Origin of the sequence: uncultured Campylobacter sp. (genome assembly GCF_937997595.1) — a bacterium.
Lineage (GTDB): Bacteria > Campylobacterota > Campylobacteria > Campylobacterales > Campylobacteraceae > Campylobacter_B.
Genome location: NZ_CALKTS010000330.1, coordinates 1 through 11935 on the forward strand (window position 1 = coordinate 1; position 11935 = coordinate 11935).

Annotated in this window: 11 protein-coding genes and 1 pseudogene; 2 read left to right on the plus strand and 10 right to left on the minus strand. The window is 47.2% G+C overall.

What is annotated here, in order from left to right; genetic code table 11:
- Positions 1-177: 177 nt before the first annotated feature.
- The 4 genes from selD to nspC form a co-directional block, all read right to left on the minus strand.
- Positions 178-1197: a selenide, water dikinase SelD gene (gene selD, locus Q0614_RS11230; protein WP_298788775.1), complete on the minus strand. Its 1020-nt coding sequence runs from the start codon at positions 1195-1197 to the stop codon at positions 178-180.
- Positions 1197-1793 (minus strand): sulfurtransferase-like selenium metabolism protein YedF, encoded by a 597-nt coding sequence (gene yedF, locus Q0614_RS11235; protein ID WP_298788760.1) that lies wholly within the window; start codon positions 1791-1793, stop codon positions 1197-1199. Before yedF ends, selD begins: the two co-directional genes overlap by 1 nt.
- 84 nt (positions 1794-1877) lie before the next feature.
- Positions 1878-2837 (minus strand): formate dehydrogenase subunit gamma, encoded by a 960-nt coding sequence (locus Q0614_RS11240; protein ID WP_297943966.1) that lies wholly within the window; start codon positions 2835-2837, stop codon positions 1878-1880.
- Positions 2838-2932: 95 nt separating this feature from the next.
- Positions 2933-4090, minus strand: coding sequence for a carboxynorspermidine decarboxylase (nspC, locus tag Q0614_RS11245; RefSeq protein WP_298788763.1), 1158 nt, complete (start codon positions 4088-4090; stop codon positions 2933-2935).
- An 84-nt stretch (positions 4091-4174) separates the two neighbouring features.
- On the opposite strand from nspC, the gene Q0614_RS11250 reads away from it, so the two are divergent.
- Both Q0614_RS11250 and Q0614_RS11255 read left to right on the plus strand, forming a co-directional pair.
- Positions 4175-4396, plus strand: a complete 222-nt coding sequence (locus tag Q0614_RS11250; protein WP_298788765.1) for a MoaD/ThiS family protein — start codon at positions 4175-4177, stop codon at positions 4394-4396.
- Positions 4397-4411: 15 nt separating this feature from the next.
- Positions 4412-4921 (plus strand): molybdenum cofactor biosynthesis protein MoaE, encoded by a 510-nt coding sequence (locus Q0614_RS11255; protein ID WP_298788769.1) that lies wholly within the window; start codon positions 4412-4414, stop codon positions 4919-4921.
- A gap of 52 nt (positions 4922-4973) precedes the next feature.
- Here the strand turns inward: Q0614_RS11255 and Q0614_RS11260 are convergent, their stop codons facing one another.
- From Q0614_RS11260 to Q0614_RS11285, 6 genes and pseudogenes are all read right to left on the minus strand, one after another.
- Positions 4974-5486, minus strand: coding sequence for a hypothetical protein (locus tag Q0614_RS11260; RefSeq protein ID WP_298788771.1), 513 nt, complete (start codon positions 5484-5486; stop codon positions 4974-4976).
- A gap of 66 nt (positions 5487-5552) precedes the next feature.
- Positions 5553-7355 carry a hypothetical protein gene (locus Q0614_RS11265; RefSeq protein ID WP_298788772.1) on the minus strand — a complete coding sequence of 601 codons (1803 nt, stop codon included), beginning with the start codon at positions 7353-7355 and terminating at the stop codon, positions 5553-5555.
- Between the two features lie 154 nt (positions 7356-7509).
- Positions 7510-8145 (minus strand): protein-L-isoaspartate(D-aspartate) O-methyltransferase, encoded by a 636-nt coding sequence (locus Q0614_RS11270; protein WP_298788773.1) that lies wholly within the window; start codon positions 8143-8145, stop codon positions 7510-7512.
- Positions 8146-8424: 279 nt separating this feature from the next.
- Entirely contained in the window at positions 8425-9447 is a 1023-nt protein-coding gene (locus Q0614_RS11275) for a ribonucleotide-diphosphate reductase subunit beta (protein WP_177387058.1), read from the minus strand.
- Positions 9448-9764: 317 nt separating this feature from the next.
- The gene (locus Q0614_RS11280; RefSeq protein WP_298788774.1) at positions 9765-10487 is read right to left on the minus strand and encodes an anaerobic ribonucleoside-triphosphate reductase activating protein; all 723 of its coding nucleotides are present in this window, start codon (positions 10485-10487) and stop codon (positions 9765-9767) included.
- Positions 10488-10504: 17 nt separating this feature from the next.
- Positions 10505-11935 (minus strand): annotated as a pseudogene (locus tag Q0614_RS11285) (ribonucleoside triphosphate reductase); the annotation flags it as partial.

Genomic DNA, 11935 nt, shown 5'->3' on the forward strand with positions numbered 1-11935 from the left:
GATTTCAAAGATTGACTAAAGATATTTGTTTTTAACAGTTAAAATTTTAAAAAACACGTTCGCTAAAAGGCTAAAACTACTAGGACTTAAGACTTAAGGAAGCAGGTTCGGCTCGGTGCGAAACAGAATTGTAATTATACAAGAACGATGCTTAAAGGGGGCTGAATAGAAAAGATTTTAAACTAAATAAATTTTATGTTCGGCACGTGCTATAACTTCGCCGATGATAGCGCTACTAGCGTAGCCTGCGTTTTTTAAATTTGAAAGCGCTCGCGCCGCGTCCTTTTCCGCTACGGCAAGCAGAAGTCCGCCGCTGGTTTGTGCGTCGCAAAGCGTTATGTCCGGCTCGGAATCGACGCCCGGTGCGATAAATTTCAAATTTTTATAGCTTCCAGCAGGGATCAGTCCCTCATCAAGGCATTTGAGAGCGCTTTTTAGAAGCGGAATTTTGCTAGAATAAATTTTAAAACTCACGCTCTCGTTTATCATCTCAAGCGCGTGTCCAAGCAGTCCAAAGCCCGTCACGTCGGTTGCAGCATGTATTTTTAAACCTGCTAGCGCACCCACGGCATAAAAATTTAGCAAAATCATGCTTTCTATCGCGTCACGAAATTCTTCAAATTTAAGAAATTTCGCCTTAATAGCCGTAGCGATGATGCCCGTACCGAGAGGTTTTGTTAGGATCAGCAGGTCGCCTTCGCGCGCAGTATTATTGCTCCAAAATTTACGCGGATTCACGCGCCCTGTGACGCTAAGCCCGTAATAAATTTCAGGGGTAGAGATGGTGTGACCGCCTACCAAGACCCCTCCGCACTCTTTGATCTTATCTTTGCCGCCGCGCAGAATTTCGCGCAGAATTTCGTTTGAGAAATGACAATCGTCAAAACCCACGATGTTTAGGGCGTTTATCACTTCACCGCCCATTGCAAATACGTCGCTTAGGGAGTTTGCTGCTGCGATCTGTCCGAAAATAAACGGATCATCCACCAAAGGGGTGATGAAATCGAGCGTTTGCACTAGCGCAAGATCGTCATTTATGCGAAATACGCTCGCATCTTCGTTGCTGCAGGTGGACGAAAGCAGGCTTGCATTGGGCTCGATTAAATTTCCAAGATTTTCGGTTAGACCCGCCGGGTCAAGCTTGGCGGCTCAACCGGCGGCTGCAATAAATTTCGTGAGGTTAAAATCTCTGTAGATCATAGCTTGATTACTTCGTATTTCGATAGGACGTCCATGATTTCGTATGCGTTTGAAATCTCGCCGATCGCGAGCTTATCGACCAGTTTGTAACCCTCTAGGCAGCTTCCGCAGCTTAAAATTTCAGCTCCCGCTTCATTTAGCTTTTTGATCGCCTCGAAGCATTCGTGGCCGCGGTTGGTGGTTATGTGCACAGCGTTGTTTACACAGATGACCTTCACTGGCTTTTCGTCCAAATTTAGCGCCGCGCCTAAAAATTTAGCAAGCAAGCTCTTTCCGATCGGGCCGCTTCCGCACTGCTCCTCGCTTAGGAATATCACCTTGCCTCTTTTTGGCGCCGTGACGTCACAATAAATATCGTCGATATTTGCATCTTTCAGCTCGTCCGTTTTTACGGTTTTTATAAGCGTGTCGGCGCCCGCTTGTGAAATTTGCGCCTCAAAGCCGTTTTTAGTCAAAAAGCGTTTTATGTTTTCACGAGGCGCTACGTCGTTTACTAAAATTTCTAAACTCTCTCCGATTTTTAGCTCGCCGAGGGCTTTTTTGGTGCGCAAAAGCGGCTCCGGGCAATTTAAATTGCGACAATCTAGTTGCATGTGAAATCCTTAAAATAAAAATTCTTTGAACCTCAAAGCTAATGCGAGCCGCACGCAAGCAGGCCCGCATAAAATTTACCCAAGTTATAAGCGCGGGTACTTCGCTTCAAATTGCGATTTAGCGATCTGCCCTTTATCGAGCAGCTCGCGATACCAGTAGTGGTGAAGTACGTAAACTTCCTCCTCCGGCTTGTGTCCGTCGATCATCGAGTGGATGGCACCGCTGATCGCAAAGACCGCCATGTAGATATGTACGAGCAAAAACACCGCGCAGACCGCGCCCAAAAAATTATGAATAATCGCGCTTGCTCTTAAAATTTCGATCTGACTCATACCTAGCGCACTTCTCATCGCAGGGATATCGTAGTCTAAGAAAAACATCGACGCGCCCGTCGCTATCATCACTATACCGCCTAAAGTCGCGACCCAAAACCACGCCTTTTGGCCTGCGTTAAATTTACCCGCAGGGATTGCGCGCTTCTTTTTGCTTAGATAGCCGCCCACGATCATCATCCATCTGATATCGTAAGTTCGCGGTAGCATACGCCAAAACCATGTCACTAGCATAGGCACAACGGCAATCGCAAACGCTATCGTAGCCAGTCCGTGAGCATTTTTACAAAACCTCACGAAAGCGCCGCCGCCGAATTCTTCGCCAAACATCATAATCAAGCCTGTCGGAACCAAGATCGCCCATGCCACGGCCGCTACGAGATGATATAGTCGCTCAAATTTATTAAATGCGTAGATCGGCTTGCCCGCGTGATGATCGAAGTGCTTCGGCCCTATGATCGCGTAGTGCCCAATAAAAGCTATGATTACGCCCAAAACCGCACCAAGAGCCAACCAAGCAAAAAAGCCCGAGCTTTGCAGATGTCCTTGAAATTGCAGAAAAATCGGGCCGAAGCCGTTGCCGTAGCTATCGATGTTTTCAAGCCTTGCATTGCCCCAAACATCGCTATTTCCCTGCACGATATCAGCATATTTTTTCTCTTCGGCCTGCGCATAAATACAGGCGAAAAGCGCGAGAAACAATCTTTTCATGGATTTCCTTAGATATAAAATTCAAGCCGATTATATCATTTTTTGCAAAAAATTTTCTTACAAAGCAAAATTACATTTTTGCATTAAGTGCGGCGCTAGTTTCGCCTCGCATACTCGTCGTAGCCAAATTTTTTGATTGCCAAAACCTCTCCGCGCTCGTCAGCCAAAACAAGATCGGGCAGCTTGATGCCGTTAAAGGTCGTGTTTTTCACGATCGTGTAATGAATCTGATCTTCGAAAATGACCCGATCGCCGATGTTTAGCGGCGCGTCAAATTTATACTCGGGCTGCCCGCTCTCAAGTCCCACGACGTCGCCTGCGAGGCAGGTATTGCCGCCGAAGCGATAGCTAAATTTACCGCTCTTACTCTCGCCGCGTACCGCAGGACGATACGGCATCAGCACGGTATCGGGCATATGAGCTTCAGCGGAAGCGTCTAAAATAGCGATTTTAGCGCCGTTTTCTACTATGTCAAGCACGCTAGCGACCAAATATCCGCACTCCCAGCCTACCGCCTCGCCCGGCTCGAGATAAATTTTAACCTCATATTTTTCGCGAAATTTTTTGATCAGATCTATCAGTAGCTCCACGTCGTAACCTGCGCGCGTGATATGGTGCCCCCCGCCGAAGTTTAGCCACTTTAGAGTTCTAAAATACTTACCGAATTTCGCCTCGAAAATCTCAAGCACCCGCTCTAGGCTCTGAGCGCTTTCTTCGCACAGCGCGTGAAAATGCAACCCCGAGATGCCGCGCAAAAACTCGCCATCTTGCAAGATCGCCCGCTGCAGCGCTTCAAGGCTCATCCCTAGCCTGCTAAAGCTGCCGCACGGATTGTAAGCGTCTTTGGGCGCGAAGGAGGTTTGCAGATTTAGCCGCAGTCCGCACGATGCTCCCGCAGCGAGCGCTTTTGCGCGGTATTTTTGCCACTGCGCGGCGCTATTAAATACGACGTGGTTTGAAATTTTTAAAATTTCATCCAAATCATCCTCTTTGAATGCGGGCGAGTATGTGTGGATTTCGCCGTTTTTGATAAATTCCGCGGCAAATTTTGCCTCATACAGGCCGCTGCAAGTAGCGCCCCAGAGATATCTGTCTACGTAAGGCATCGCGAAGCTAAACGCAAAGCCTTTTAGTGCGCATAGAATTTTTGCACCGCTTCGCTCGCCTACACCGCGTAAAATTTCTAAATTTTTTACCAGTTTTTGCTCCTCGCACACGTAAGCGGGGGTCGAAATTTCATCGATTTTCATCATTTTCCCTCATTAAATTTTTACGCAATTATATAAAATTTTATAAATTTTTCGTTAAAATCGCTCAATCTTTAAAAAAGGACAAAAATGGTAGAGATAGAATTTTTAGGGCCGATCGGGCGCGAGCCCCTGCGCCTAAACGCAAACTCCTTGCAAGAGGTAAAAGAGCAGCTGCAAAAGGACGAAAGCCTGCGAGAGTGGCTCGTAAACTGCGCCGTAGCGGTAAATGATAAGATGATTTATGATGCGAATTTCGCGCTTAAATCCGGCGATCGCGTGAGCCTTCTGCCTCCCGTTTGCGGCGGCTAAGCTTAGGAGGCGGCAATGAGCGAGGCTAAATTTAATCCAGAACTTTTAAACGGAATCGAGCCTGAAATTTATGAGGGCAGCTTGGACGTAGATGCGATTTTATCGCGCTGGTACGCTAAATTTAAAGACGCAAATTGCGGTGCGTTCATTACCTTCGTAGGCATCGTGCGCGACGAAGGCGGCATCTGCGCGCTGAGCTTCGATATCTACGAGCCAATTTTGCGGATCTGGTTCGAAGCATGGCAACAAAAGGCCGCGGCACAGGGCGCATTCGTGCTTTTTGCACATGCAAACGGGGATGTGCCGATCCACGAAAGCTCCTACGTAGCAGGCGTCGTAAGCCCGCAGCGCAAGGTCGCTCTGGCGCTCATAAACGAGTTTGTGGAGGATTTCAAGGCGGCTGCGCCGATCTGGAAATACGACGTAAAGGGCGGCAAAATCGAGGGCGGCAAAGTAGTAGGCGGAGATAGGATCTATGCGGCGGATCGCTCGCAGAGGGTAAAAGGCGCAGGGCTTTTGGGCTAAATTTATTATTCGAGTCTTAATTCAAAACTAGCGAAGTCTAGTTTAAGTTGTTTTATAATTTTTTTATGGACTTTATCCTATATTTCCAGTTATCGATAAATTCTACTTTATCTTTTAAAATACATGAATCCGTAGGTAGCCATCCATCAGGCATCCACTTACCAAACTTTTTATTATAATACCTCTGTACTATTTTTTTCTTCCTATCATTATACAAGCTACACCATATCTTATATCGGGGACCTTTGTAACCGACGTTTCTTGCATTTTTTATATCTTTGCAAGCCGTTTGCCAGGTAATATATTTTTTATCATGTTCTGACACTGCCTTGGAATAATCCGGCTTAGTCTTTCTAGGAAAAATTTCAACAATGAAATATTTAAAATCAATTCTTCCGTCGATTCTGCCGCGAATATTGCTCTCAATGATATCAATCCACTTACCAATTGTGTTTACGCTTTTCACCAAATCTCTAGTAATAAGAACTGCGGCGGAATTACCATTTCTAATATAGCTAATATATTCTGCATCATATTTATGATTATTTACAACATTATCAGCCATTGTTTTTACTCCATATAAAATTCCGTTATTGCAAAATTTACTTAAAAATCTACTCAAACGAAAATATTAAAATTTAAACACGCTCTTGGCTTCAGCGATGCGCTCGCCAAGGTTCGTAGCGGTATCTTCGCCACTTGCTGCGCACCTAAAGATCGGCTCAAGCACCTCGGCAAAAAAGCCGTTTAGCCCCTCCTGTATGATCTGCGCGCCACTTTGATAGCGCGCTAGCCCCATAAATACGCCGTGTCCGATCGCGCCGAGGCCCTTTGCCTCATCGACGATAAATTTATTCAGCGCCTTGCAAACCGCAACGACCGCGCTTGCGTTTACGATCTCGCGATCTCTTAAATAATCCTCAAGCGCGCCGTAATCGCACTCGCATCTGATCCATCTAAACGCCTTTGCAATCGACGGCGAAACGCATTTGTACTCATTTAGAGTGCATAGGACGTATAAATTTTTAGGCACCGCAAAATATGAGCGACCATCCTTCAAAACGACGCTAGTGCGCGCTTTCTCGCCCTCTTCAAAGCCGTCGATTATGTGTGAGTTTTTCGTGCGGATCAGCGAAAGCTCATCATTCTCGTCGTAGCGGCGATCCAAAAGCACCGCAGCCTCGCCAAAAATTTTATCCAAGCTCGCGGCACTTGCATTGTCGATCAGAAAATAATACTCGCCCTTCGGATCGTTTAGCGCCTCTTTGCACAGCGCCTTAAACTCGCCGTCTATGAAGCTTTTGCCGTAAAATCCGTCGATGAAATCGCGATATTCAAAGCCTTCGTGCAGGCAAACGTAGCGGAAATTTTTCGCCGCAAGTTTCTTTTCGGTGATCAAAGATCGTAATCTGCGGGTCTTGCCGGTGCCGATCGCGCCGTAAAAGATCGTATTTTTTGCGACCTCTTCACTTTTGTAGTTTTTGACGTATTCGAAAAATAGCGAGGAGTACACGATCCTAGCCGCGCCCACGACATCCTGCGGATACGGGGTAAATTCCGCGATAAATCGCGAGCTTACTTCGTAAAATTCTTCAAAAATTTCAACCTTTTCGTCGTAGAGCAAGGATAGAATTTGCGCGGTTTCATCGCGATAAACGAGCGTCGGAAACTCGTCGTTGCACTGCGCAAATATGCTGGCTAGCAGATAGAGCTTCTCGCGCGAAATTTGCGCGAAATCGCCGTCCTCGGCAAGCCCTAAATTTAGCATCCCGTCGTCGCTTAGGTAGCTGTCGATCAGATAGAAATTATCGGCATTTATCGCAGATTTTAAAAATTCCATCAGCACGAAGGGCTGATTATGCAGCGCGACGTCGAAAAAATCGATCGCCAAAGCGCTATCCACCGCCGTAAGAAGCCTGTAAAGCTCATCGTAGAAATTGACTAGCTTTTGTTTGAAAATATCGCGCGCGGTGCGCTCCTGCGAATAGCTATTGAAATTTTTGACGATATTTTCGATAAAAACATAAAGCGAGACGATGTTTTTATCCTCGCCGCTAAGCACGCTATCTACGCTTTTTACGGCATTTTTGGGAAACAGCTCCTTTTTGCCGACGATACGGTCTTTAAAAGCGAAATCATAATAAAACGCGCTGATATTGGAATCAAAAAACTGATCCATAAAGAAATACTCGGCGTGCGCGAACTTCTCGCCCAAAAATAAAATTTTGCAGCTTCTAAGATTGCCGTCGCTGAGATTTATATATAAAGTTTGCAAAAACTCGTTCTCGGTCTCATCAAAGCTTGCGAGGCAGCGCTTTATCTCGCCTAAATACTTTGAGATCGCGGTTTGTTTTTTAAGCCAGAATTGGTTTTTGTTGTGATTTTTCCAGCTGGCGACCAGCGACTCTATCTTTTCCTTGCTAAAATCTTGCATGACTCATCCTTGTAAGATTAAAATTGCGTATTGTACTTGAATTTAAATAAATAATTAATAAAACTCCGATTTCGCGGCGAAGCGCGAAAGCAAATTTTATTAAATTTACGCGCCCGCGGCGGTAGGAAATTTTAAAATTTACTGCGCGCTAGATCTATCCGCGACCCTGCACCAGCGGGACGAATTCGCAGGCGCCGAGTTCCTCTTCTTTGATCTCGCTCGGCGAAATTTTACTAAATCTAACGATCTTTTGCGAGCCGCCTCTATTCATCGGAGCGACCAAAATTCCGCCGATTGCCAGCTGCGCAAACAGCCGCTCGTCGATCCGCTCGGCGCACGCAGAGAGCAATATCCTATCAAAAGGGGCGAAATTTTTCCACCCGGCGTTGCCGTCGTCGTGACGCAGGCTGATGTTTGAAATCCCGAGATTTGTGAAGTGCCTTTTCGCCTCGCCCACCAGCCGCTCGACGCGCTCGACGGCAAAGACGCGGTGAACCATCCTGCTTAAAATCGCCGCTTGATAGCCGCTGCCGCAGCCGATCTCTAAAATTTTCTCGACCTTCGGATCCACGCTTAGCGCCATCGTCATGCGCGCGACCGTCAGCGGCGAGCTGATCCACTGGCTGGCCAAAATGGGCTGTGCGTTGAGGCTGAAAGCGTGCGCGCCCAGCGGGGCGAACTCGCTTCTAGAGACGCTGCAAAACGCCTCAAAAAGCGCCGGATTTAAGCTAACCTGCTCGGCGATGTCGTTCGCCATCTTTTCGCAGCGAAGCCGCTCTAGCGAGACCATAGCGCACTCCCGCCCGACCAGACGTTAAATTTAAAGCCGCGAAAGCTTCCGCCCCGTCTAAATTCCAAGCCGCTAAAATTTTTAAAAATTCCCGAAAGTTCACTCCGCGCCAAAAGAGCATAAGCTGCGTTTTTTAAATACATGGCGCGGCTAAATTTTAAAAATTTTGCAGGTAATACGCCTTTTGCGCTCATCGCACGCCCATGCCGCGCCGAACAAGTATCTGCAAAGTATCCGTGCCGCGATGCGGCAGAGCAAAATTTCAAACCGCAAAATCCGCTAAAAATCATCGAAACTCAAGCTTCCTTTGCTGTAGTTCGTGACCTTGCTCTCGAAAAAATTGCTCTTTTGATCGTTAAATTTAGAAAAATCATCTACCCATTTTATCGGGTGTTTCGCGCCGTATCGCTTCTCAAGCCCGATGGCGAGCAGGCGCTGATCGACTAGGTAGTGGATGTATTCTTCGATGATGTCGTCCGTAAAGCCCATGATTTGGTTATCCGTGATGTATTTGCCCCAATCGATCTCTAAGTTTCCCGCCGTCTCGAACATTTCGTAAATTTTATCCACGTTGCGTTTATTAAACAGATCGGCGCGCTCCTTGCGGACGGAATTTATCATGTTTTGAAAAAGCAGAAGATGTGTGATCTCGTCGCGCTGTATGAAGCGGATCATCTGCGCGCTGCCTAGCATCTTGCCCGCACGCGCTAGCGCATAGATCGACGTAAAGCCGCTATAAAAGTAGATGCCCTCTAAAATTTGATTCGCCACCATCGCTAGCAGCAGCTTATCGTCGCTAACCTCGCCCGCAAGCTCCTCATAGACGCTTGAGATGTAGTCGTTTTTCCTGCGAAGCATATCGTCATGCTTCTCCATCTCGTAAATCAGATCGGTGTTTTCACAGATCGCCTCGACCATGACGGCGTAGGATTTGCTGTGGTTAGCCTCCTCGTAAGCTTGGCGAGCGAGCACGGCGTTGATCTCCGGAGCCGTGATGTAGGGGTTGATATTATCGGCGAGATTGTTGGTCTGAAAGCTATCCATCGATATCAGCTGGCTCCACACGAGATCGTACATCCGCTTCTCGGCGCTTGTGAGATTGAAGTTATAATCGCGCACATCGTCCGTGGTATCAACCTCTTTTGGAAACCAGGTGTTGGCCTCCATCAGATCCCAAAGTTTCAGCGCCCATTGATATTTCGCCTTGGTAAAATTTAAAATGCCCTGCGGATTGCCGCCGAAGACCTTGCGATCGGTAAGGGTCTCGTCGGAGAAGGGATTGTAGATTTTTTTTCTATCCATTTTTTGCCTTTTTAAAAATTTCGGCGTATTTTAGCCAAAGCAAGCTAAATTTACCTTTTGTTTTGAAGTGGCGAGGCTACGCGGCGTGAAATTTGGCGGGGAGCAAATTTGCGCAGTATAAAATTTAAAGCCCTTGATAAACATAGAATTTTACGTCGAGGGCGGAGTAAAATTTAAACATAGCAAGCGGCGGCGCATTAAATTTTAAAGCTTCCCTCAAGGCGAAATTTATCGCGGCACAATATACGCCGGATAATGCGCGCCAGATTAAAATTTCATCGCGCCCATCGCGGCAAGACGCACGCGACAGCGCAAATCTAATCAAAATTTCGAAGTTCGATCTTTAGATCGGTACGGATTTTGCTCGGATCAAAGCTCGCAAGCGGCGCGTCTAAATGGCCGAAATTATCGCCTGTAGGCAGGAAGCTTTGCAGATAATAGACGCCGCGGTAGCCCTCGCTCCATAAAATTTGCGCCATCCGCTCGATCTTCGCTTCATTTAAAAAGTCGGCATGCACGGTCGTGCGCACCTCAAATTTAAAATTTCGCCGCAGCAAAAGCCTAAGAGTTTGTAGAAATTTATCATATAAACTTGATTTCGTGATGAGTTCAAAATCCTGCCGCGGCGCCTTAAAATCAAGCGCGATATAATCGATCAGCCCTAGGCTTAGCGCCTCTTCGATCTTTTGCGGATTTGAGCCGTTGGTGTCAACCTTGAGTAAAAAGCCTCGCCGCTTAACTTCGTGCGCCAGCGGGATAAAATCGCTCGCACAGGTGCATTCGCCGCCGCTAAATACGATGCCCTGAAGCTTGCCCGCGCGCGCATCCAAAAAGCGCAGAAACTCTTCGTTTGAAATTTTACCCCGTGAAGTAACGATTTGTGGGTTGTAGCAGTAATTGCAGCGCATATTGCAGCCGCAAAACCACGCGATCGCGGCGATGTGATCGGCAAAATCAAGCATCGTAAACGGCGTGATCTCGTAAATCTGCGCGTTACGCAGGTTTAAGGCTTGCGGCGGCTTCGTATGCGTTTGTTGCATTTGGCCGGTAGCGGCGACTAGGCGATCTGCTTTTTGTCTTTTTTCTCTTCAAAAAAGACGCGCTCTTTGTGTTCGCCCTTCTTTCCGATATTAAAGCTCTCTACTGGGCGTAAATAGCCCATTACTCTCGTGTAAACGACGCATTTTGTGCGTTTTGCTTCTAACTCTTTTGGAAATTCCATTCTCCATCCTTTCATTAAGATTAAAATTTAAATCGCTATTTAGGCGCCCTTGCTCTGCTTGGCTTTATATTCCGCCAGCAGCTCCTCGTCACATTTCGGGCAGTATTCATGCTCGCCGCTGATGTAGCCGTGCTTATGGCAGACGCTAAAAATCGGCGTGATCGTGATATAAGGAAGCTTGTAGTTTTGCACTACGCTTTTTACGAGCTGTTTGCACGCCTGAGCCGAACTGATACGCTCCTTCATATACAGATGCAGCACCGTGCCGCCGGTATAGGAGCTTTGCAGCTCGTCCTGCATCGCCAGAGCTTCGAACGGATCGCTTCCGAAATTTGCCGGAAGCTGCGTCGAATTGGTGTAGTATATATTTTTATCAAATCCCGCCTGGATGATATCTGCGTAGCGTTTCTTGTCTTCTTTGGCGAAGCGATACGTAGTTCCCTCGGCAGGCGTGGCTTCGAGATTGTATAAATTTCCGGTTTGCTCCTGAAACGAGCGGATCTTCTCGCGCAGATACTCAACCATTTTAAGGGCAAATTTACGTCCGAATTCCGTCGTAATATCTTCTTTGTTACCGCTGAAATTTCGTATCATCTCGTTTGCGCCGTTAATGCCAATGGTACTAAAATGGTTATTAAAGCCCGGCAGATAGCGCTTCGTATATGGATACAAGCCGCGCTCGAACATCTCGGTTACAAATTTTCGCTTCTTTTCAAGCGTCGATTTTGCAAGCTCCAAAAGCTCATCCAGCCTCGCATACAGCGCCTCTTCGTTATTTTTATATAGATAGCCTAGGCGGGCTAAATTTATCGTTACGACGCCGATACTTCCCGTCATCTCCGCGCTTCCGAAAAGTCCTCCGCCGCGCTTAAGAAGCTCGCGCAGATCAAGCTGCAAGCGGCAGCACATCGAGCGTACGGCGCCAGGCTTATACGCCTTTGGATTGGGTACGCGCTCGCCCTTTTCGTTCGTGATATATTGCGAGCCGATGAAATTTTGAAAGTAACTGGAGCCTACCTTGGCGGTGTTTTCAAACACTGCGTCGGCCGCAGGGGTATCCCAATTAAACTCCTCCGTTAAATTTACCGTAGGAATCGGGAAGGTAAACGGCTGGCCGCACTTATCGCCCGTCGTTAAAACCTCGTAAAACGCGATCACGATGCGGTTCATCTCGGGCTCGAAATCGCCGTAAGTCAAAGCCTCAAGCGAGTCCTTGCCGCGCCTTTTAGCCTCGGCCAAAAGCTCCTCGTCGTGTAAATTTTTAAA

What these genes read in the sequence shown, in the direction of transcription:
- yedF (WP_298788760.1), bottom strand. Translation starts at nt 1,793, where the DNA reads ATGCAACTAGATTGTCGCAATTTAAATTGCCCGGAGCCGCTTTTGCGC.
- Q0614_RS11255 (WP_298788769.1), top strand. Translation starts at nt 4,412, where the DNA reads ATGAGCGAGGCTAAATTTAATCCAGAACTTTTAAACGGAATCGAGCCT.
- Q0614_RS11240 (WP_297943966.1), bottom strand. Translation starts at nt 2,837, where the DNA reads ATGAAAAGATTGTTTCTCGCGCTTTTCGCCTGTATTTATGCGCAGGCC.
- Q0614_RS11275 (WP_177387058.1), bottom strand. Translation starts at nt 9,447, where the DNA reads ATGGATAGAAAAAAAATCTACAATCCCTTCTCCGACGAGACCCTTACC.
- nspC (WP_298788763.1), bottom strand. Translation starts at nt 4,090, where the DNA reads ATGATGAAAATCGATGAAATTTCGACCCCCGCTTACGTGTGCGAGGAG.
- Q0614_RS11270 (WP_298788773.1), bottom strand. Translation starts at nt 8,145, where the DNA reads ATGGTCTCGCTAGAGCGGCTTCGCTGCGAAAAGATGGCGAACGACATC.
- Q0614_RS11280 (WP_298788774.1), bottom strand. Translation starts at nt 10,487, where the DNA reads ATGCAACAAACGCATACGAAGCCGCCGCAAGCCTTAAACCTGCGTAAC.
- Q0614_RS11265 (WP_298788772.1), bottom strand. Translation starts at nt 7,355, where the DNA reads ATGCAAGATTTTAGCAAGGAAAAGATAGAGTCGCTGGTCGCCAGCTGG.
- Q0614_RS11250 (WP_298788765.1), top strand. Translation starts at nt 4,175, where the DNA reads ATGGTAGAGATAGAATTTTTAGGGCCGATCGGGCGCGAGCCCCTGCGC.
- Q0614_RS11260 (WP_298788771.1), bottom strand. Translation starts at nt 5,486, where the DNA reads ATGGCTGATAATGTTGTAAATAATCATAAATATGATGCAGAATATATT.